The sequence below is a fragment of the Proteus sp. LHD240705 genome, assembly GCF_047921555.1.
Lineage (GTDB): Bacteria > Pseudomonadota > Gammaproteobacteria > Enterobacterales > Enterobacteriaceae > Proteus.
Window position 1 is genome coordinate 88,360 of sequence record NZ_JBLRMI010000009.1, and the last position, 23,194, is coordinate 111,553.

General features: G+C 37.3%; 16 protein-coding genes. 8 read left to right on the forward strand and 8 right to left on the reverse strand.

The annotated features are described in order from the left end of the window. Nucleotides 1–78: 78 nt before the first annotated feature. Nucleotides 79–2,787, forward strand: coding sequence for a preprotein translocase subunit SecA (secA, locus tag ACNART_RS15480; RefSeq protein ID WP_198620824.1), 2,709 nt, complete (start codon nt 79–81; stop codon nt 2,785–2,787). 200 nt (nt 2,788–2,987) lie between these two features. Here the strand turns inward: secA and hpmA are convergent, their stop codons facing one another. Then, nucleotides 2,988–7,721: a calcium-independent hemolysin HpmA gene (gene hpmA / locus ACNART_RS15485; protein ID WP_368927824.1), complete on the reverse strand. Its 4,734-nt coding sequence runs from the start codon at nt 7,719–7,721 to the stop codon at nt 2,988–2,990. 33 nt (nt 7,722–7,754) lie between these two features. Continuing rightward, nucleotides 7,755–9,440, reverse strand: coding sequence for a ShlB/FhaC/HecB family hemolysin secretion/activation protein (locus ACNART_RS15490; RefSeq protein WP_368927823.1), 1,686 nt, complete (start codon nt 9,438–9,440; stop codon nt 7,755–7,757). Nucleotides 9,441–10,271: 831 nt separating this feature from the next. Here ACNART_RS15490 and tnaC point away from each other — a divergent pair. The 4 genes from tnaC (at nt 10,272) to mutT (ending at nt 13,716) form a co-directional block, all read left to right on the forward strand. Continuing rightward, nucleotides 10,272–10,376 (forward strand): tryptophanase leader peptide, encoded by a 105-nt coding sequence (tnaC, locus tag ACNART_RS15495; protein WP_071788547.1) that lies wholly within the window; start codon nt 10,272–10,274, stop codon nt 10,374–10,376. 113 nt (nt 10,377–10,489) lie between these two features. Then, nucleotides 10,490–11,893 carry a tryptophanase gene (locus tag ACNART_RS15500; protein ID WP_075670808.1) on the forward strand — a complete coding sequence of 468 codons (1,404 nt, stop codon included), beginning with the start codon at nt 10,490–10,492 and terminating at the stop codon, nt 11,891–11,893. A gap of 73 nt (nt 11,894–11,966) precedes the next feature. Beyond that, the gene (locus ACNART_RS15505; RefSeq protein ID WP_368927822.1) at nt 11,967–13,217 is read left to right on the forward strand and encodes an aromatic amino acid transporter; all 1,251 of its coding nucleotides are present in this window, start codon (nt 11,967–11,969) and stop codon (nt 13,215–13,217) included. Nucleotides 13,218–13,323: 106 nt separating this feature from the next. Next, the gene (gene mutT, locus ACNART_RS15510) at nt 13,324–13,716 is read left to right on the forward strand and encodes an 8-oxo-dGTP diphosphatase MutT (RefSeq protein ID WP_109371122.1); all 393 of its coding nucleotides are present in this window, start codon (nt 13,324–13,326) and stop codon (nt 13,714–13,716) included. Between the two features lie 86 nt (nt 13,717–13,802). On the opposite strand, the gene yacG is transcribed toward mutT, so the two are convergent. From yacG to ppdD, 6 genes are all read right to left on the reverse strand, one after another. Continuing rightward, nucleotides 13,803–14,015, reverse strand: coding sequence for a DNA gyrase inhibitor YacG (yacG, locus tag ACNART_RS15515; RefSeq protein WP_088494938.1), 213 nt, complete (start codon nt 14,013–14,015; stop codon nt 13,803–13,805). Between the two features lie 54 nt (nt 14,016–14,069). Next, nucleotides 14,070–14,822 (reverse strand): cell division protein ZapD, encoded by a 753-nt coding sequence (gene zapD, locus ACNART_RS15520; RefSeq protein WP_196533392.1) that lies wholly within the window; start codon nt 14,820–14,822, stop codon nt 14,070–14,072. After that, a complete protein-coding gene (coaE, locus tag ACNART_RS15525) occupies nt 14,815–15,438 on the reverse strand; it encodes a dephospho-CoA kinase (RefSeq protein WP_109371118.1) in 624 nt (207 codons plus the stop codon). The genes zapD and coaE overlap by 8 nt, the downstream gene beginning before the upstream one ends. Before the next feature lie 234 nt (nt 15,439–15,672). Continuing rightward, nucleotides 15,673–16,872 carry a type II secretion system F family protein gene (locus ACNART_RS15530; RefSeq protein ID WP_198632519.1) on the reverse strand — a complete coding sequence of 400 codons (1,200 nt, stop codon included), beginning with the start codon at nt 16,870–16,872 and terminating at the stop codon, nt 15,673–15,675. Next, nucleotides 16,869–17,969, reverse strand: a complete 1,101-nt coding sequence (locus tag ACNART_RS15535) for an ATPase, T2SS/T4P/T4SS family (protein ID WP_198620819.1) — start codon at nt 17,967–17,969, stop codon at nt 16,869–16,871. Before ACNART_RS15535 ends, ACNART_RS15530 begins: the two co-directional genes overlap by 4 nt. Before the next feature lie 100 nt (nt 17,970–18,069). Next, a complete protein-coding gene (gene ppdD, locus ACNART_RS15540) occupies nt 18,070–18,513 on the reverse strand; it encodes a prepilin peptidase-dependent pilin (protein ID WP_368927821.1) in 444 nt (147 codons plus the stop codon). Between the two features lie 211 nt (nt 18,514–18,724). Here ppdD and ampD point away from each other — a divergent pair, with 211 nt between their 5' ends. From ampD to aceE, 3 genes are all read left to right on the forward strand, one after another. Continuing rightward, nucleotides 18,725–19,267 (forward strand): 1,6-anhydro-N-acetylmuramyl-L-alanine amidase AmpD, encoded by a 543-nt coding sequence (gene ampD / locus ACNART_RS15545; RefSeq protein WP_198620817.1) that lies wholly within the window; start codon nt 18,725–18,727, stop codon nt 19,265–19,267. A 325-nt stretch (nt 19,268–19,592) separates the two neighbouring features. After that, nucleotides 19,593–20,363, forward strand: coding sequence for a pyruvate dehydrogenase complex transcriptional repressor PdhR (gene pdhR, locus ACNART_RS15550; RefSeq protein WP_109371481.1), 771 nt, complete (start codon nt 19,593–19,595; stop codon nt 20,361–20,363). 163 nt (nt 20,364–20,526) lie between these two features. After that, nucleotides 20,527–23,193, forward strand: a complete 2,667-nt coding sequence (gene aceE / locus ACNART_RS15555) for a pyruvate dehydrogenase (acetyl-transferring), homodimeric type (RefSeq protein ID WP_349442967.1) — start codon at nt 20,527–20,529, stop codon at nt 23,191–23,193. The last annotated feature ends 1 nt before the right edge of the window (nt 23,194 follow it).

Here is a 23,194-nt window from a genome sequence, read left to right on the forward strand (position 1 = left end):
GATTATGATTATCTCTGTTTATCAATAAAAACAGAGGCTGTTTTCGGCGTTTCACGCCATAAATGAGAATAAAGATTTATGTTAGGTAAAATTGTAACCAAAATTTTTGGTAGTCGTAATGATCGTTCAATCCGCCGTATGCGCAAGGTTGTTGCTGAAATTAATAAACTAGAGCCAGAATTTGAAAAGCTGACAGATGATGAGCTAAAAGCGAAAACGGATGAATTCCGTGAGCGCTTAAAAAATGGTGAGAAAGAAGAAGATATTTTACCAGAAGCGTTTGCAACAGTGCGTGAAGCCAGTAAACGTGTTTTTGGTATGCGTCACTTCGACGTACAGTTAATCGGTGGTATGGTTCTGAATGAACGTTGTATTGCAGAAATGCGTACGGGTGAAGGTAAAACATTAACCGCAACATTACCTGCGTACTTAAATGCGCTATCAGGTAAAGGCGTTCACGTTGTTACCGTCAATGACTATTTGGCACAGCGTGATGCCGAAAACAACCGTCCTTTGTTTGAATTCTTAGGATTAAGCGTTGGTATCAACTTACCAAATATGGCGCCACCAGTAAAACGTGAAGCTTATAATGCTGATATCACTTATGGTACGAACAATGAATTTGGTTTCGACTACCTACGTGACAACATGGCATTTAGTCCACAAGAACGTGTTCAACGCAAATTACACTATGCATTAGTGGATGAGGTTGACTCAATCTTGATCGATGAAGCACGTACACCACTGATCATTTCAGGTCCAGCAGAAGACAGTTCTGAGCTTTATATCCAAATGAATAAAATCATTCCTCATTTGGTTTCTCAAGAAAAAGAAGACTCAGATACATTCCAAGGTGAAGGCGATTACTCTGTTGATGAAAAAACACGTCAAGTGAATATCACAGAACGCGGTCTGGTTAAAATTGAAGGTTTATTAGCAGATGCTGGCATGATGAAAGAAGGGGAGTCTTTATACTCACCGGCTAATATTATGTTAATGCACCATGTAACAGCGGCATTGCGTGCTCATGCGCTGTTTACCAAAGATGTTGATTATATTGTTAAAGATGGCGAAGTTATCATTGTTGACGAACATACAGGTCGTACAATGCAAGGTCGTCGTTGGTCTGATGGTTTACACCAAGCTGTTGAAGCAAAAGAAGGTGTGAAGATCCAAAATGAAAACCAGACATTAGCGTCAATCACATTCCAAAATTATTTCCGTTTATACGAAAAATTAGCAGGGATGACGGGTACTGCGGATACAGAAGCGTTTGAATTTAACTCTATCTATCGCTTAGAAACAATTGTTATCCCAACTAACCGCCCAATGGTACGTAAAGATCTGCCTGACTTAGTCTATATGAATGAGCAAGGTAAATTTGCAGCCATTATTGAAGATATTCGTGAACGTACTCAAAATGGTCAGCCTGTTCTTGTCGGTACCATTTCAATTGAAAAATCAGAAGAGATTTCTAAAGCGCTGACTAAAGCGAATGTTCACCATAACGTGCTGAATGCGAAATTCCACGCAATGGAAGCGGATATTATTGCTAACGCAGGTTTACCTTCAGCGGTAACTATCGCAACTAACATGGCAGGTCGTGGTACCGATATCGTGTTAGGGGGTAGCTGGCAAACTGAAGTGGCTAAACTGGAAGAGCCAACAGAAGAAAAAATTGAAGAAATCAAAGCTAAATGGAAAGAGCGCCATGATGCAGTATTAGCATCAGGTGGTTTACATATCATAGGTACTGAGCGTCACGAATCTCGCCGTATTGATAACCAGTTACGTGGTCGTGCGGGTCGTCAAGGGGATGAAGGTTCTTCTCGTTTCTATTTGTCTATGGAAGACTCCTTAATGCGTATTTTTGCTTCAGACAAAGTGTCTGGCATGATGCGTAAATTAGGGATGAATGAAACCGAAGCGATTGAGCACCCTTGGGTAACCAAAGCAATTGCAAACGCACAGCGTAAAGTAGAAAACCGCAACTTTGATATTCGTAAGCAACTGCTTGAATATGATGATGTGGCAAATGATCAGCGTCGTGCAATCTATACTCAGCGTAATGAATTACTGGATGTGGCAGACGTAAGTGAAACTATCGATAGTATTCGCCAAGACGTTTTCACTTCGATGATTGATAACTATATTCCACCTCAATCACTAGAAGAAATGTGGGATATTGACGGCTTAACGGCATGTTTACAAAAAGACTTTGATTTAAATTTACCAATCAAAGAGTGGTTAGATAAAGAACCAGAATTACACGAAGAAACATTACGTGAGCGTATTTTAGAAAAATCTATCGAAGTCTATAAAGCGAAAGAAGAGATCGTTAGTGCTGAAATGATGCGTAACTTTGAAAAAGGCGTGATGTTACAAACGCTAGACTCACTGTGGAAAGAGCACTTGGCAGCAATGGATTATTTACGTCAAGGTATCCACTTACGTGGTTATGCACAAAAAGATCCAAAACAAGAGTACAAACGTGAATCGTTCGCTATGTTTGCTAACATGTTGGAATCACTGAAATATGAAGTGATCAGCACACTAAGCAAAGTACAAGTTCGTTTACCTGAAGAAGTTGAAGAGTTAGAACGTCGTCGTCGTGAAGAAGCCGAGCGTTTAGCTAAACAACAACAATTAAGCCATGAAGTGACAAAAGAATCTCAAATGTCAGCAATCGATGGTCAAGTTGCTGCAGGTAAAAAAGTGGGTCGTAATGAGCCATGCCCTTGTGGATCAGGTAAGAAATATAAGCATTGTCATGGCCAATTAGGTTAATTTATTTTTCATAATAATAGCTGTGTAATGTACTGATTAGAAAAAGATCCACTTAGTCATAAGTGGGTCTTTTTTATCGATTACTGATCGTACTTTACGTTCTATTTTGAAACGAACACATAAAAAACCCCACTTTATTATCCTAATAAGTGGGGTTTGGTTTACAAAAGAATAGGCATTACTCTTTTATAGGGTGTCTATTATTTTTCAGAAATAGACGATTTTGTGTTTACCGTTTCATTCACTTTAATAGGTGATTTTAATGATAAGTCACCACCTGCAAGTTGTTTCACTAAATCAACAGCAGATGATTTCAGATCAAGATCTGCACCTGCTTCATATTGATGACCTTCAATATTGTTTAATTGAACGTTGCTACCGCCTAAATCAACCTGACCTTGCTCACTTTTAATTTCAGCACCTGTAAGTTTAGTTGTACCACTTACATTTAATGAAATGTCATTTTTGCTTGTTAAGGTTGTGGTTTGGGTAACGGCATCATTATCAATATGAGAAACTTTGATATCCGCATTCGCCGTATGGCCTTCAGCACCTGTTACGATATTTTTGATGCCATTGCCCACTGTACCAACACCTTTATCAATTTTGGCTTTTGTTTCGCCACTGATACCGGTTTTATCTGCGATAGTTGAAGAGAGTGAGTTGTATTTATCAGAGATAACATCAGTTGCAGATTTAATACCTGAATCAATAGTCTCTTTGATCGTATTTTCTAATAGTGATCCACCTGCTTTAGCTGTTTTATCAACTTGGCTAGATTTAGGATCATTATTGTGGTTGTAACCGACATTTACACCAACAGTAACGTGACGATCGCTGTCTTTTTGGCTTGTCACTGTAAAGTCACCACCCACATTACCTGTCACATTATCCGCAGAAACATTGGCACCAGAAAGAGCAAGGTTTTTGTCGCTATTTACAGTTAATGTGCCTGTTTCTACTGAAACATTTTGGTGTGTGGATTTTTGTTGATCTTCAACGTTTACTAAGACTTTGCCACCAATATTATGGATAGAGGTTGCTGGGTTTTCTTCAGTCACTTCTTTTGGCGTCGTATTAGTTTGTTTGCCATTTAAAGAGATATCAGTACCCCAATTATTTTTGTAATCAGTGGATTGTGCTGAAGTCAGGGTAGTATCACCAGATTGAGAGGTTAATTGCGTATCTTTGCTATTAACTTTAGTACCTTGAAGATTAACGGAACTACCGTTAACGGTTAAATTGCCTTGGTTAGCAATTATTCCACCTTCACGAGAGACCGTTTTCTCATCTTGCTTACCAATAGCAAATTCAGCGCCACCCAAGCCATTGACAGAAGATGATTTCTCTCCTGTTTTTTGACCGAAGCCCGCTTGTAATCCACCAGATAAGTTTTTACCTGTTTCAGTACGTTGAGATTCTGTTGCTTGGAAATCAACTTTGTTAGTTGCTGTCAGAGCAACATCATTTTCGCTGGTTAAATGAGTACCTTGTAAAGTCAGATTATGACCTGAATTTAACTCAATACCTTGAGAGCCATTCACTGAACCTGCTTTCGCTGTTGTCTGATCTTTTTGATGAGTAGCACCACCTGCGTTAAAACCGCCACCGTAATCTTTGCTGTCTGGTGTTGTACCTACTTTGAGGTTTGCGCTGCCATTCACGTTATGTTGGCTTTCAGAGTGAGTATCTGTTGCTTGTGCCAGTGTTAAATCACCGCCAGCATTGATTACCGTTTTGCCATCTTGAGCATCAAACTTAGCGCCTTCATAATGTGCATCTTCACGTACATTAATATTGATATTGCCGGCTGAATTAAACTGGCTACCATTAGCTTTCGTTGTGGTTAAGCTTGTATCTGTGGTTTTACCTTCGCCTTTAATGGCAACGGTAATATCACTCCCTGTTTTCGTGCTGACACCAACTTGACCACCACCTGTTGTTTCATGGAAAGACTCTTGGTGTTTGTTTTGAGCCGCTTCACTGGTGTGAGTATTTGCGGTTAGTGATACATCACCTTGTGTTGATTGGTAATGAGTACCTTGGTCACGTAAGTTGTTATTACTGTCAGAATTGATTTTACCCGCAGTAATTGATGTTGAAACCGCTTGGCTATCGCTTTGTGATTTCTGGCTACCGCCACCTTTAATACCGACTTCAACACCGACATTAGGTGCTTCTAGGTTACTTAAGTTAGCAAGATTACTAATGGCATCTTTAAAAGTAACTTTTTTATCCATATCGGTATTGTTACCTGGTTTTGTGGTATCAATTCCATCTTCTACTGCTTTTTTAATCGGTTTAGTCACACCACTGTAATCAAGATTAACACCTACATCGACACCGATATTTAAGGTATCTGTTTTAGATGTTGCACTGTCATTTGCCGCAAGATGATTAATATTTTCGCCTGATTCTTTATATGAACCGTCAACTTTGTGTGATGCACCTTGATGCGTTACATTATTGTTCGCAGTAATGGTTAAATCACCTGTAACTTGAGTTTCGCTACCTTTATTTTTGGTGATCTCAGTTGTTGTATGCTGTTTATCATATTGAAAATCAGCTTTAGAGCCCACTTTATCAACACCACCTGTGTAGCTAAAGCCACCTGAAATGGTTCTATCTGTGCTGTCTGTTTCTTTTTTGTTTTCTGTTGAAACAAAAGCAACATTGTCACCAGAAACAGAGGCATTACCTGCGGTTGTTTTTAAATCAGAACCTGCAAAAGTGACATCTTTATCCGCTTGAACTTTAACACTGCCACCACTAATAGTAGATCCTACTTGTTCGGTTTCAGTGCTATTGTTTTTATTGGATGTATGAGTAATATGAAAACCTGCGCTATATTGCTTGTCTTCAACTTCTTTAGCATGACCAGTGATCTCTAATGATGTTTTTTCATCATTAATTTTTGTGGTCTGCTGTGCAGATTTAACGTTGATATCACCTAAAGATTCAATGCCTAACTCATCAGCACTTTTAATCAAGCTACCAATAACATTGACATCTTTCCCACTGATCACGGTTAATTGTGCATCAGAAACTAATTCACTACCGGTTGAAACTTGTTGATTAGTTTCATTTTTATGGGAATTCTTAGTAATATTAAAGGCTGTGCCTGTACGCTCATCAGTTTTAGTGATGGTTTCGCTAATCGCATTATCAATAACAACATCACCTTGGGTTGTGTTAACAAAAGCCCCTTGGTTGCCTTTCACTTGGCTACCCGTGATTTTGACATTGTTATCTGCCGTAAGTAACAGTTGTCCGTCAGCCGTTAATTGTGTTGAATGGCTAACTTCTTGTTTGTTATTATTATTCTTATTATTACCACCGCCGATACCCCCCCAAACAACATGATTGTTGGTTACTGTTTTATCATTGTTGGTATTTTGAACATTAAGATTGATGTTCTCTTTAGCGTTAACGACAACATTCTCATTAGAATGTAATTTTGCACCTTGAGCGGTAATAGAGCCTTCAGCATTTAAGCCCAGCGTTTTACCTGCGGTCAGTTCACTCGCTTTTAAGGTTTCTGTTTGATGGCTATTGCTCCAGCTACCTGTTTCTAAACGAGAAGTATGGTTACGTTTATAGCCGTTTTCACTGCGACTTTCTTTTTCAATTAATCCATTGATATTAATATCTTTATTGGCATCAATTGCCAGCGTGTTACCTGCATTAACTTTGGCACCTTCAAGTGTTACATCACCTTTAGTTGCTGTTAATGTTGCACTATTTTTGGCATCAATATGGCTACCAACTTGCTGTACTAGCTCTTTTTCTTTAGTGACATCATATTGCCAAGAATAGAACCAACGATTGTCAGTATCTGTGTCTTTTTGTTGTAACTGTTTGCCATCAACAGTTAAATGAGCCCCTTGTAATAAAATATCATCACCCATTAAATCAGAGGCTTTGATTTGGTTTTTATTATCAGCGACTAAAGTGATGTTTTTACCTTTTAACTCTGTTTTTGTCAGAGTCTGGCTTGAACCACTGTTATTAACCGCGATACCACCACGGTAATTTTGATAGTTTTCACTACCATCTTTGTCGTAACTGTCATAACGAACTTGGCTATCCGTTTGAATATTGTCTGCTCTGACACTTAATTCGTTATCAGCAACAAATTTACCTGTTAATTTAACACCACTTCCTTCTGCGGTATTAATGATGCGGATACGACCCGATTGCATACTTCCAAAGAAATAGCTATCTAAGGCAGAAGCGGGTTTTTGTGATGAAAGAATATCAAAACGTTGAGAGAAGGTATTTTGACCCGTTAATGCAGAAATCTCTGCTGCTGTTATTTTACCTCGGCTATCAATGCGAGGTGCAATTAAATCTAAAAGGCCGGGCGCATATAATCCGTTTTTACCAATAGAAAGTAAATTTGTATTATTAAGCGTGCTATAACCTTTTAACTCACCGTTTTCAAACAGTGGGTTACCTACAACTAAAGAAGAGCGGCTGGTATTGATAAAACCACAACCATCACAGGTGATACCATTTGGATTAGAAAGTACATATTCCGCAGCGATACCAAAAACTTCTTGCTGGCCTAATAAGAACGAAGGATTACGACTAACAACTTCATTTAAAATTAAAGAAGCGGCTTGTCCATTTAAGTTACTGTTGGCATTTAGCTGTCCAGCAAGCTGTGATTGTCCTGCCTCTAAAGAGTTGTTAAAAACAGCTCCTGGTTTACCTACATTAAAATCTTGATATTGGTTATGAGAGATACCTTCGTTATTTGGTGTAACGATATTAATGACTTGAGTGCCACCATTAACTGATGAAACATTCGGTCCTTGATTGCCCGCATCAGGAACAATACCGCCAGCATATGCATTTAGTGATACGAAAATAATCGCTAAAGATGCAGCAAGCCTACCCGAAGGAGAGAGCTTGAAGTTTTTTGATTTCATAGAGTTTTCTCCGTTTATTGCTATGAGTGTGAATCAAAATAAGTATGAAAATCTAACTAACACTTGAGTAGGGTCTTTGGTTTTATTGGAATTCGTTGGGTTGTAAAGCAAATGCCCCTTGGCAACTTCAATATCGAACTGTGCTTTTTGATATTGGAGGTTTAAGCCCGAACTTAGCCCATAGCCACTACGCCATCCTTCATAGTTACCATGTTGTTGAACACGACCAGCATCAAGACCAATTCGAGGGGTGATTGAAAATGTGTTTATCCGATAAGGATAAGAAAGCGTATTGCGCAAATAGCCGCCGTTATCGCCAGAAAGTGTGCTTTGATCAAAGCCACGGATTGCGTTTTGATCCGTTAAACTAAGCCATTCCACACCCGGTAAGGTGTCGGGGCTATATTGACCAAAGAAGGCGCTATTGAATAAAAATGTAGAATTCGATATAGAAAAACGATGTTGCCAATTGGCAAAAAGCTTAACTTTTGTAAAGCGATAGTCATTACTATTGCCATTAGCAATACGAGGTGACTCATCTGCACCAAACCAACCAATGGCTTTCTCAGCACTTAAATTAACGCTGATAACACCACTTGGAACAATGTGTAAATGGTTGATGCCTAGCTCTACCGTTGTAAGTGCAGGGCTACTTAGATCAAGGCGGATTTGGCTGAAATAGTTACGTATTCGTTTATGTGTTACCTGTATATTTAAGGTATCAATCTGTTTTTGACTACGATAAAAAGCGTAATCGCCCCTTAAACCAACTTGTGTGGTATCACCAGATAAACGTACGGTACGTGTTTGTAATGCTTGATGAAATTCATACTCGGAATAGCTACCAAAAGTACTGAATGTCAATGCACCATAAGGTAAAGAATAGAGTAGGGTGTAAGCACGATTAAAACGTGTATTGGGATTATCAGTGGTAATGCTGGCATTTAAGCTAACAAAATCAGATAACCCTAATGGGCTGTCTAAGCTTGCATTCGTTCTAACTAACCAGCGCCCTGAGTTTTTTTGCCCATAATTATCACTTGAAATATTTAGGTGCCACGGTGCTTGTCGCTGATTGGTGAGCTGAATAATAGAGCCACCTAATTGCGTACCAGGCAATATATCTAGTTTAACTTTATTCGATTGTAAGCGATTTGCTTGATCGAGCCCTTGATCCAATTTTGAAAGTTTAAGAGGCTCTCCTTCAATATGAGGGAAAAGTAATGCGGTATTAACGCCTCTATCGCCACCTTCTATTTTTTCAATAAAGCCTTCAATAACATACAACCCAAGTTGTTGCTCTTGATTCGGACGTAAAAATTGGACTCTGGCTGTGATATAACCATGTTGAAGATAGCGTTGGGTTAACTCTTTAATTAAACGGTTAACGTCAGCACTTTTTATACATTGCTCTGGTAATGATGTTAAGGAATCAAGATCTTTTTCATTAAGTAAAGTAATTCCTTGAACATAAACCCCATTAATAGGCAAACAATGTTCTGATTCAGTAATAAGTGTGGGGGTAGGTGAAACCTCTAATACATTTTCTTGAAGTTGTTGATAGCGATTTTGTTCAATAAGTTGATTTATTTCACGTTGGCTATCTTGTAATGCGCGCCGCGATTCTCCCATCGAGCCTAAATAACCGGCGTCATTTGCTGTTAATCCACTGGTTGAAAAACCACTTAATAGTGTTAATAAAATAACTTTTTTTCTCATTTTACCTCAATATAAAGGTATTAATTCAAATATAAATAATATTGCTTAAATATAGAAAGATAATAATTAATGTTTTTATATTATCGTTAATTTTAGAATAATAAATACCGGCTACTCTCAATATGAAAAGAAATTAAAAATCGACGAAATAAAGATAAATTTTTATTTCTTTCGCTATTAAATAGCGACATAACTAAAATGATTGATATCTCAAATAGCATTACTTAAACAAATGATTCATTTAAATGGTGTCTAGTGTATTGATTTTCATGGTTATAATCTTTCATGTTATTTTTTCTTCTTGCCTAAACTACCATCGATTCAGCTATGTTAATTACAATTTTTTCATTTTTTATAAAGAGAAAACAAATAATGAGAGGAGATTCGAAGATATAAAAAAAGCAGAATGCTAATTAGCTTTTCATTTGTTGTTTGGAAGTTTATTAATGTTTTATTCTGGAATAAATATTTCATGAATTATTATTTCATTTTAATGAATAAAATGATTAGCAAGAAAGTAAAAAGATTAGGATTTTATTGTTAAATCATTAATCATGATAAAAAGTATGGTTATTTAAATGCAACTTTCATTCTGTGAAAATGCAATGTAAATACATGTATTACCACTTAATATTATCAATAAAAATTTAAGTTATAAAAAATAGTTTATTAAATAATAAAGTAAGTGATAGTGATCACGTTAATGTATCATTAATTATAAATAGTGTGATTTTTATCCAAAATATACTATTGTTATATTACTAATTGTGTTTAACTGTTATATAAATTAGCGTGTAAATTGTACTATTTCCTGACGATAAGGGTTAAAGTATGTTCTCATCATTTAATGTTTTGATAATATTAAGAGGTTTCTTCAGATTGAAGAAATGGTTTAATATTGATTCTGAACTCGCCTTCTTCTTCCCTGAAAAATAATCCTTTTTATATCTATTCAAAATAATTTAATACTCTTTTCCGTTTAATTTAAATGGGAAGGCTATTTTATTTATTTTTAATTTTATTATTTAATTTATATTAAAGGTATTATCATGGCTAAAAGAATCGTAGAACCATTCCGTATTAAAATGGTAGAGAAAATCCGTGTTCCTTCAAGAGAAGAACGTGAAGCTGCATTAAAAGAAGCAGGATATAACCCATTCTTATTACCAAGTCATGCTGTCTATATTGATTTATTAACTGACTCTGGTACTAACGCAATGAGTGATCACCAGTGGGCAGCAATGATAACAGGTGATGAAGCTTATGCAGGCTCAAGAAACTATTATGATTTAAAAGATAAAGCCAAAGAGTTGTTTAACTACGATTATATTATTCCTGCTCACCAAGGACGTGGTGCTGAAAATATTCTTTTTCCAGTATTATTAAAATATAAACAAAAAGATGGAAAAGCGAAAAATCCTGTATTTATTTCTAACTTCCATTTTGACACGACAGCAGCGCACGTTGAATTAAATGGCTGTAAAGCAATTAATATTGTGACTGAAAAAGCGTTTGATTCAGAAACCTATGATGATTGGAAAGGCAATTTTGATATTGCTAAATTAAAAGAAAATATTGCTAAACATGGTGCTGATAACGTTGTTGCCATTGTTTCAACAGTGACCTGTAATAGTGCTGGTGGTCAGCCTGTTTCAATGGATAATTTAAGAGAAGTTTACGAAATTGCAAAACAACACGGTATTTTTGTTGTTATGGACTCAGCGCGTTATTGTGAAAATGCGTATTTCATTAAACAGCGTGATCCTAAATATAAAAATGCGACCATCAAAGAAGTTATTTTAGATATGTATAAATATGCTGACGCATTAACAATGTCAGCGAAGAAAGATCCTCTGTTAAATATCGGTGGTTTAGTCTCAATTCGTGATAATGAAGAAGTATTCACATTAGCAAGACAGCGCTGTGTACCAATGGAAGGCTTTGTGACTTATGGTGGTTTAGCGGGTCGTGATATGGCAGCAATGGTACAAGGTTTAGAGGAAGGTACTGAAGAAGAGTATCTACACTATCGTATTGGTCAGGTTCAATATCTGGGTGATCGTCTACGTGAAGCGGGTATTCCAATTCAATATCCTACTGGCGGACATGCTGTTTTCGTTGACTGTAAAAAACTAGTACCGCATATCCCAGGTGATCAATTCCCAGCTCAAGCTGTGATTAACGCACTTTACTTAGAATCTGGTGTTCGTGCTGTTGAAATTGGTTCTTTCTTATTGGGGCGTGATCCTGCAACGGGAGAACAAAAACACGCAGATATGGAATTTATGCGTTTAACCATTGCGCGTCGTGTCTATACCAACGACCATATGGATTATATTGCTGACGCACTTATCGGTTTAAAAGAGAAGTTTAAAACGCTTAAAGGCCTTGAGTTCGAATATGAACCACCTGTATTAAGACACTTTACTGCTAGATTAAAACCTATCAAATAAATAATACTCCACAATAAATAATGGCTCTCGTGCAATGCGAGAGCCCTATCCTTATTTCAGTAAGGACTAAAAAATGGAAAATAAGTCGGTAAATAAAGAACCCTCAATTATTGTAGGGGGATTTGTGTTGGGCGGCGCCATGATCGGTGCGGGAATGTTTAGCCTACCAACAATAATGTCTGGTGCTTGGTTTATTAACTCACTCTTTATATTATTTATTGTCTGTTTCTTTATGTTTCATTCGGGAATTTATATTCTTGAATGTATATCGAAATATGGCGCAGGAACAAACTACTTTCATATATCGAAAGAGTTATTACCTAAATGGGCGTGTTATCTCGCGAATGCCTCCTTGATATTTGTATTGTATATATTAATTTATGCTTATATCTCTGCCGCGGGTTCAATCATTTATGAAGCTTCATCATTATATGGCTTTAGTCTAAACCTTAGAGTGATATTCTTTGTATTTACCATAGTACTTGGAGCAACAATATGGTGGGGAGGCGCTTGTGCCAGCCGTTTAACCTCAATATTTTTATTTATTAAGATTGTTCTATTCGTATTAGCATTCTCGGGCTTATTCTTCAAAGCGAGAGGCGATTTATTATTTACTGCTACCTTTGAAGGCAAAAGTCAATTATATCTTTATCCTTTTATTTTTATCATCATTCCTTATGCTATAACCTCTTTTGGTTATCATGGTAATGTTTGTAGCCTTTATAAGCTTTATCATGAAAATGAAAGAAAGGTCGTGAAAAGCTGTATTATTGGTTGTGTGTTAGCACTGGTGATTTATTTGCTCTGGATGATTGGTACTATGGGGAATTTACCTCGTGAGCAATTTATTACTATTATCCAAAAGGGCGGTAACTTAGATGCCTTTATTGATTCGTTATACACTGTATTAAATAGTAAATATATTGAAGGCTTTTTATTATGGTTTTCTATTAGTGCCGTATTCTGTTCATTTTTAGGGGTTGCGATTGGTTTATTCGACTATATTTTGGCATCACTAAAATTTGAAGATAACAAAACAGGGCGCTTAAAATCTGGCGTTTTATGCTTCAGTCCGCCTTTACTATTATGTTTACTTTTCCCTAATGGTTTCTTAATTGCAATTGCTTATGCAGGAACCGCGGCATGTGTATGGGCAATTATTTGTCCTGCGGTTATGGCGCTAAAAGCACGCGAGAAATTCCCAAACTCAGGCTTTAAAGTGTGGGGCGGCAAAGGATTAATTTATGCCGTTATCGCTTTTGGTGCAGTGGGAATTATTTGCCAAACATTAGCACAGTTCGGTTTATTACCTATATATCGCTAATCAACCAAGATAATCAGGGAAAGAAAACCAGAGTAGCGCTATTGGATATACGTTATAATAACGTTAAGTTGTTATAATAACTGGACTATTCAATAGGTTGTCTATAATGGATAAAAAAAAGCTACATATTGCAGCGGGTATTATTTGTGATCAACACAATAATGTCTTTATCACCCAACGTCCTCTAAAATCGCATATGGGGGGATTTTGGGAATTTCCGGGGGGAAAATTAGAAGATAAAGAAACCCCAGAGCAGGCGCTAGTCCGTGAGTTGCAAGAAGAAATCGGTATTGATGTAACACAATGCTCCCTTTTTGAAACGGTAGAGCATGATTTTCCAGATAGACACATTACGTTATCCTTTTTCTTAGTCACACAATGGGATAATGAGCCCTATGGTAAAGAGGGGCAAAAATTCAAGTGGATATCTATTGGATCGTTAAATGCTGATGATTTTCCGCCTGCTAACCGCACTATTGTGGCGTTATTGCAGAAGTAAGTAAAAGTAGAATCGTGTTAAATAAGCGTTTATAAATAAAATAGCCACTCGATTGAGTGGCTATTTTTATGTTATTAATCAGAGTATTAAAAGTCTTTAGGCTCTTGTTGCGGAGCCTCGCTCCAATCATCACTGTCATTAATATCACTTTGGCTGGGAATGCGTTTTGATTCATCCGCCCATTCGCCTAAATCAATAAGTTGGCAACGTTTACTACAAAAAGGACGATAAGGGCTGCTTTCATTCCAAACAACTTCTGTTTGACAGGTTGGGCATTTTACAATTAATTCTTCGCTCATTATCTCTCCTAGATTTCGTTGGTGCGATTTATGCTCATATCAATAAGCATAATGTTAGCAACAAGCAATCTCAAAAGGTAGCTCTAGAGGTACTGTTCCATTTTCACTATCAAGTGGTAAAAAGCGGATCGCATAGCGATTTTTATGCCCAGAGACTTGAGGATAGATTTGGTGATCAATGGCTATCTTAAGACGTAGCAATTCACCTTCTTCAGCGCTGTCTTGATAAAAACCACGGTGACTGAGCGCGGGCTTAAATGTATCTGATTGGCGAATAAGCATGAGCAAACTATTTAATGCATTTTGTAATGGCAATAAACCCGTCAACCAGCTTTGTAATCTTTCATCACGGGTTGCTTGAGGTAAGCTTAACCACAAATGTAATGCTGGCACATCAAAGTTACAGCATCCGCCAGGAATACTTAGGCGCTGTTTAACTAAACTGATGACTTTATCTTGTTTTAAATGCTGACCAATGCGAGGTGCTTGACTTAATACGGCAGCATTTTCAGCTAATTCATCAATAATTTGAGTGACAATCGCTTTATCAACATTAGGAAATGAAAGCCATTGCTGTAATTTTTTTTGTCTTTTTTCTAATTCTTTAAGTAATTCAGCGCGGATTTCGCCACGATCAAGCACTTCAATAAATTCTGATATCGCACGGAAAAACGAGAGTGCCGTGGGTAATGAATCAATTGCACTAAAACTGTTAATCTGAATCAATGAGTTTTCAATTCTAAGCCATGAACGCATTTTTTCATTGAGGGGATGTTCGAAGATGATTGTTGTGATGTCATCACTCATGGCAATTGTCCTGTAACGCTTGTTGAGCTAATTCTAAGTAATGCTGATGGAGTTGCTTAACTTTTCCAATCATATTTTGGCTATTATCGTGATTTTCAATAATATCATCAGCGACGGCTAATCGTTCCTGTCTTTGAGCTTGAGCTTTTAAAATATTGAGAACTTGCTCTCGACTTACGCCATCTCGTTTCATGGTTCTTTCTATTTGCTCTTCCTGTGTAACATCAACAACAAGAACGCGAGAGGCGAGATGCGTTAATTTATTTTCAATTAATAATGGAACAACCCAAATAAAGTAGGGCGCTGTAATTTGCTGTATCTGTTTTTGAGTCTCTTGCTGTATCAATGGGTGAAGAAGATTGTTAACCCAAGTTTTTTCTTCATTATTTTCAAAAATAATCTGGCGCAGCTGTGCTCGGTTTAACGAGCCATCGGGTAGCAAAATGCAGCCACCAAAATGCTGATGCAATGCATTTAGTCCTAAGGAGTTAGGCTCTACCACTAATCGAGCAATAATATCAGCATCAACAAGAGGTACACCTAATGAGGCAAAAGCATTAGCAACGGTAGTTTTACCACTGCCTATTCCGCCTGTAAGAGCAACCGTATAAGCCATTTGTGTTTATCTGTTTTTAATGAATTAAAATTTACTATTAGTCCAAGTATTCTAAAGCCTAATTTTGTTTTTATCACAAGATAATAACTGCAATATTTGGGTTTTATTCGGTTATTATGATAGATGATTTTCTGCTACCCTGACACCCTACCTCATAATATGTAATAGAATTACCATCAATCAATAAGTTAGTGCAATACAGAGTAACAGCATGTTACTCATAAAACTTGTGATTCACTGTATAGTATCACCTAACTGTAATATAGGAAGATACATAGCAATGATTAATGTGCCAATAATCAATGCAATGACCGTCATCAGCATTGGTTCTAACCAAGCACTAATTGTCTTTAATTGCTCATCGAGTTGATGATAAAACCAATCACTCAATTGCTGGCAAAAATAGAGTAACTGCCCTGAGCTTTCTGCACAAATAATAAACTGATAACAAATAGGTGTAAAAAGAGGCTCATTCTTCATAAATAAGCTCAACGATTTACCTTGCATAATGTGATCACTCATTTGAGAAAGGATTCGCTTATAAATAGGGTGTGTAAGTTGTTCTGTTCCTATTTTTAAGCTTTGTAATAAAGGTAATCCTGCTTGTTGTGTAATACTGATTATCTGAAAAATAAGATGTAGCTGCTGATATTTTAAAAGTTTACCTAAATAGGGAAGATGAAGAAAGAGAGCTTGTTCAGCAAAATAAAAGGGTGATAAAGAGTAACGAATCAAACGATAAATAAATATTAACCCGATAAAGATAAACACTATCATGCAGATATAATCAGTAAGCCATTGTGAAAAATCAATAAGGGCGAGTGTTAAAAGAGGAAGTTCTGTATTAAAGGCGCTGTATAAAGATTGATATTCAGGTAAAACATAGAGCAACATAATACTGGTAATAAAAACTAATACAGTCAGTAAAAAAATAGGATATTTAAAAGCTTTTTTGATTCTTTTTACAATCTCTCGGTGTTTTTTTAACTGTATTATTTGCAGAGTAATCACTTCATCTAACTTCCCACTTTCTTCACCAATAAAAACAAAACGACTTAGTGAGGTTGGAAAATAAAGTGGATAGCGATTTAATTGTTTAGAAAGTGAGCCTCCTTGCATTAAGTTAAAAATAATATCTTCTAATACACATTGCCAATGTGAGTAACGACATTCATTTTTTAATAGTGTTAATGCAGGAAGAAGTGCTAAACCAGAACGAAGTAATAAAGCTAATTGTTCGAATAATTGAATTCGATATTGTTTATCAGCATCTTGAAATAAAACGATTTTATATAAACGGATTTTTATGGGAACTTTTTGTTGTTGAGTTAAGTTAATAAATGCTTCGTTATTAGAGGAGGCAAGTATTTTTCCAGTGCACCATTCTCCTTGATAATTTAATGCATCATAGCGATAAATTAGCTGTAATCTCATTCAATATCTCCTAGCGTTTGATAAACCTCCTCAAGTGTTGTTATGCCTTGTTTAATTAATGAAAAACCTGAATAGAGTAGATGATAAAGGGATGAGTGTGTTTGTTTGGATGGTTCAAAGCATTCATAGATAGCCGTTCTTCCGCTATAGCCTGAACAGCATTGCTGGCAACCAACAGCTTGCCAATTTGGTAATTCGACCTCTTCTTTATTTATACTAATATGCTGTTTATTGGATAAGCATATTTTACAGTGAGGGCACAAACAACGAACTAATCGTTGTGAAATAATTAAACTAACACAGGAATGAATAAGATCTTTTTCAATCCCTAAGTTATATAGACGCATTAATGTGGATGAAGCCGAATTAGTATGTAAGGTTGATAATACAAGGTGCCCTGTTTGCGCTGATTTTATTGCCATTTCAGCAGTCGATTGGTCACGTATCTCACCTACCATTATAATGTCAGGATCTTGGCGTAGTAATGCTCGTAATATTGTCGTAAATGAGATCCCTGATTTTTCAGAAATTTGAATTTGATTAATACCTTTTAGAGGTAATTCAATCGGATCTTCAACACTATTTATATTTAGGTTCTCTTTATTTAAATAGTGTAAACAACTATACAAAGTGAGTGTTTTCCCGCTTCCCGTTGGCCCTGTGACTAAAATCATTCCTTGCGGTAAATTTAAATATTTCTTTAATAGCGTTAAATGCGAGGGTTGAAAACCTAGATGATTTAATTCTGGTTGTTGTAAATTATTTATAAGTCGTAAAACAACTTTTTCACCATACAGCGTGGGGAGTGTCGCTATTCGTATAGAATAGTTTTTTTCATTATAAGACCAACTAAATTGCCCATCTTGAGGTAACCGCTTTTCTGCAATATTTAAGTTAGCAAGTACCTTTAATCGAGTGACTATTCCTTCAGAGAATTCATCTGGAGGAGATGATAATAGATATAAGTGATTATCTATTCTGGCTCGAATTCTTACACTGGTTTGTTGAGGCTCTATATGTAAATCAGAGACGCGTTTTAAAATACTTTCACGTAATAGATGTTCAATAAATTCTGTTGCAGAGTGTGTGATATCCATTCTTCACCTCTTTATACTTTTTGATTTATCTGTGTTGTCTTCAATGTTTAATGTGCGTAATAGGAACACTCAATATGAGTGCTCCTTTATATCTAAAGCACTAATATGATTTTAAAATCTCACTACACTGTTTTTGCAACGTAAGATTTGCTGCTGAACATTGTGTTTTCCATATCGGAAGAAGGTCGTTAATTCCTTTCTCTGGCGACATTGTGATCGTCAGACCATCAAGCTGTGATTTTCCGATTGCACTAATCACACCGTTTAACACATTAATATCGGACAAATATCGACTACGGAATTGTTGCGGTATAAAGGTTGAATCAGAATTACAGTGTTGAGGCTCGTTTTCATAGCGACATAATTCTATTGCAGAACGATAGGGAGACAGTGTTTGCAATACATCGGTTAATGCGGCTTTTTGGATATAACCTTGATAAGCCGGAATAGCAACAGAGCTTAAAATCGAGATGATAGCAATTACAATCATAAGCTCCATAAGGGTAAAACCATTTTCATTAGAGTGATAATTAAGTACATTCATCTAGCGTCCTCCTTGAGTAATAGACACTAGAAGTATGAAAAAAAAGGACTTTATTGGCGAATAGATAAAATAAAGTTTGAGTAAAATATCGAAAAGAAAAAGGAGATATACATATTTAGCCTTTATTATTGAGGGAAAGTTCGCATTTATTGATGAGTATGCGTTAATAACATTATTGATAATGGCTAAAACAAAATAAAAGAGGGTTGATGTGGAAATTAAACAAGGTTGGCTAATCGATGCTAGACAAGTTCCTTCACCTAATCATGATAAGAGACCCGAAGGTGAGCAGCCTTCTTTATTAATTGTTCATAATATCAGTTTGCCTCCTGGCCAATTTGGTGGACCTTATATTGACCAGCTTTTCACCAATACATTATCAGAGCAAGACCATCCTTTTTTTAGTGAGATTGTTAGCTTAAGAGTATCGGCTCATTGCCTTATTCGTCGTGATGGAGAAATTGTGCAATATGTGCCTTTTACTGAGAGAGCGTGGCATGCTGGTGTTTCTTTATATAAAGGCAGAGAAAAATGTAATGATTTCTCTATTGGTATTGAGCTTGAAGGTACTGATGAATGCGATTTTACCCAGCAACAATATCAACAATTAGTGAAGATAACTCAATCGCTTATTGCTCTTTATCCTGCTATTGAAGAAAACATTACTGGGCATAGTGATGTTGCACCAAATAGAAAAACTGACCCAGGACCTCACTTTGATTGGGCTTATTACCGCAGTTTGTTAACAAAATAACCACCTAAATCGAATTTAAAATTATAAATTATGAATTTAAATTCAAAATAATATTGCTGTCACGCTTCAGTTTGATTGTTTATGTGTTTAAAAAACGTTAAAAAATTTATTTTTAGCGTTTCTGTGTAATGCGATCTAGTTATCAATTTTGATGAATTTTTAAAATAATTTGTTAAAATTTGCAGGTTTTTATGATTTCGCTCAACAACTGTATGGACAGTTAGTGAATACTTTGTTACTTTATTATCCGTTATATTAAATTGGTATTACCAATTGACAACTCAATCACTAAGGTAATAGTTATCCAATAATGGCTTCCAGCAATATGGCTTATACAAAAATCCGCCAACCTAAGCTTTCTGATGTTATTGAGCAACAGCTTGAACATCTGATTTTAGAAGGTACTCTGCGCCCAGGAGAAAAACTCTTACCTGAGCGTGAACTGGCAAAACAATTTGATGTATCTCGCCCTTCATTGCGTGAAGCAATCCAAAAATTAGAAGCTAAAGGGTTTTTACTCCGTCGCCAAGGCGGTGGTACTTTTGTTCAGCATAATCTCTGGCAAAGTTTTAGTGATCCTTTAGCTCAACTGCTTAGCGGACACCCCGAATCTCAATTTGATCTTTTAGAAACTCGTCATGCACTTGAAGGTATTGCTGCATATTACGCTGCATTACGTGGTACTGATGAAGATCTTGAACGTATCAAAGCTAGCCATGATTGCATTTTGAAAGCCCATGAAGAGGGTGATTTAATCGCTGAGTCTGAAGCTGTATTGCAATATCAATTAATTGTCACGGAAGCTGCTCATAATGTCGTTTTATTACATCTATTACGATGCATGGTGCCAATGCTTGAGCAAAATATCCGCCAGAATTTTGAGTTTCTTTACACTCGTAAAGAGATGTTAACAGCAGTAAGTGAGCATCGTAGTCAGATTTATCAGGCTATTATTAATAGAGAGCCAGAAGCTGCGCGTGAAGCATCACATCGCCATTTGGCCTTTATTGAAGATGTTTTGTTGGATATGAGTCGTGAACATACTCGCCGTGAGCGCTCTTTGCGCCGGCTACAACAACATCCGGATTTATTTTAGTAGCACAGATCCTGACCGCTGAGTCTGTACTATCTATCGCCCTGTGATTTTCAGGGGAAGCGGTAATAACAGCAGGGCCTATCTTCCCGTCATATCAGATGGGTAGAACGGGAAGATAGGCTCCCATAACCATTAAAAACAGATAACAGATAAGGAATACACCATGTCAGATATGCTGAAAAATGACGTGGATCCGATCGAAACTCGCGACTGGTTACAAGCGATCGACTCGGTCATCCGTGAAGAAGGTGTTGAACGTGCACAGTTCCTGATTGATCAGGTATTAAAACAAGCCCGTAATGGTGGTCTTAATATCGCTTTAGGCGGTTCTGTACACAGTGATTATATCAATACCATTCCTGCTGAAGATGAACCCGCTTACCCTGGCAATCTGGAATTAGAGCGTCGTATTCGTTCTGCTATTCGCTGGAACGCAGTAATGATGGTTCTGCGTGCATCCAAAAAAGATTTGGAACTCGGCGGACACATGGCGTCATTCCAATCTTCTGCAACTTTATATGAAGTGTGCTTTAACCATTTCTTCCGTGCGCAAAATGAAACTGATGGCGGCGACTTGGTTTATTTCCAAGGTCATATCTCCCCAGGTATCTATGCACGTGCATTCTTAGAAGGTCGTTTAACAGAAGATCAATTAAACAACTTCCGTCAAGAAATTGGTGGTAAAGGTTTATCTTCTTATCCGCACCCTAAATTAATGCCTGAATTCTGGCAGTTCCCAACAGTTTCTATGGGTCTGGGACCACTATCTGCAATTTATCAGGCTAAGTTCCTGAAATATTTAAATCATCGTGGCTTGAAGAACACCACTGCACAAACTGTGTATGCGTTCTTAGGTGATGGTGAAATGGACGAACCAGAATCTAAAGGTGCTATCACTATCGCTGTTCGCGAAAAATTAGATAACCTGTGCTTCGTTGTTAACTGTAACTTACAGCGCCTTGATGGCCCAGTGACAGGTAACGGTAAAATTGTTAACGAACTAGAAGGTATCTTCGCAGGTGCTGGCTGGAACGTTATCAAAGTGATGTGGGGCGACCGTTGGGACGAACTGCTGCGTAAAGACACTTCTGGTAAACTCGTTCAATTAATGAACGAAACACTGGATGGTGACTACCAAACGTTTAAATCTCGTGACGGTGCTTACGTTCGTGAACACTTCTTCAATCGCTACCCAGAAACTGCTGCATTAGTTAAAGACATGACTGATGACGAGATTTGGGCATTAAACCGCGGTGGTCACGATCCGAAGAAAGTCTTTGCTGCATTCCAAAAAGCAAAAGAGACTAAAGGTAAACCAACTGTTATTTTAGCTCAAACCATCAAAGGTTATGGTATGGGTGAAACGGCAGAAGGTAAAAACATCGCTCACCAAGTTAAGAAAATGAACATGGATGGCGTTCACCATTTCCGTGATCGTTTCAATATTCCTGTTGCTGATGAGCAAATCAAAGACCTGCCTTATATTACTTTTGACAAAGAGTCAGAAGAGTACAAATACCTGCACGCACGTCGTCAGGATTTAGGCGGTTACTTACCAGCTCGTCGTCCACGTTTTGAAGAAAAACTGGATATCCCAACACTGGAAGATTTCAGCCAATTACTGGAAGAACAATCTAAAGAGATTTCAACAACTATCGCATTCGTTCGTGCTCTGAACGTGATGTTGAAAAACAAATCTATCAAAGATCGTTTAGTTCCAATTATTGCTGACGAAGCACGTACTTTCGGTATGGAAGGTCTGTTCCGTCAAATCGGTATTTATAGCCCGAATGGCCAACAATATACGCCTCAAGACCGTGAGCAAGTTGCTTACTATAAAGAAGACGTTAAAGGTCAGATTCTGCAAGAAGGTATCAATGAACTGGGTGCTGGCGCATCTTGGTTAGCGGCTGCAACATCTTACAGCACTAACAATCTGCCAATGATCCCATTCTATATCTACTACTCAATGTTTGGTTTCCAACGTATTGGCGACTTATGCTGGGCAGCAGGCGACCAACAAGCACGTGGTTTCTTAGTAGGTGGTACTTCAGGTCGTACAACACTTAACGGTGAAGGCTTACAGCACGAAGATGGTCATAGCCATATTCAATCGCTGACTATCCCTAACTGTATCTCTTATGATCCAGCATTCGCTTATGAAGTTGCTGTTATCATGCAAGACGGTTTAGAGCGTATGTATGGTGATAAACAAGAAAACGTTTATTACTACATCACTACACTGAACGAAAACTACCATATGCCAGCAATGCCAGCCGGTGTTGAAGAAGGTATCCGTAAAGGTATCTACAAACTGAAATCACACGAAGGTGCGAAAGGTAAAGTTCAGTTACTGGGTTCAGGTTCTATCCTGCGTCACGTTCGTGAAGCCGCAGAAATCCTGTCTGCTGAATACGGTATTGGTTCTGATGTTTATAGCGTAACTTCATTCACTGAATTGGCTCGTGATGGTCAAGATTGTGAACGTTGGAACATGCTGCACCCATCAGAAACACCACGCGTACCTTACATCGCTCAAATTATGAATGATGCACCAGCTGTTGCGTCTACTGACTACATGAAATTGTTTGCTGAACAAGTTCGTACTTATGTACCAGCAGATGATTACCGCGTATTAGGTACTGATGGTTTCGGTCGTTCTGATAGCCGTGAAAACCTGCGTCACCACTTTGAAGTTGATACTTCTTATGTGATTGTTGCTGCATTAGGTGAATTAGCTAAACGTGGTGAGATTGATGTGAAGGTTGTTGAAGAAGCAATCAAAAAATACAACATCAACCCTGAAAAAGTAAACCCACGTCTGGCGTAAG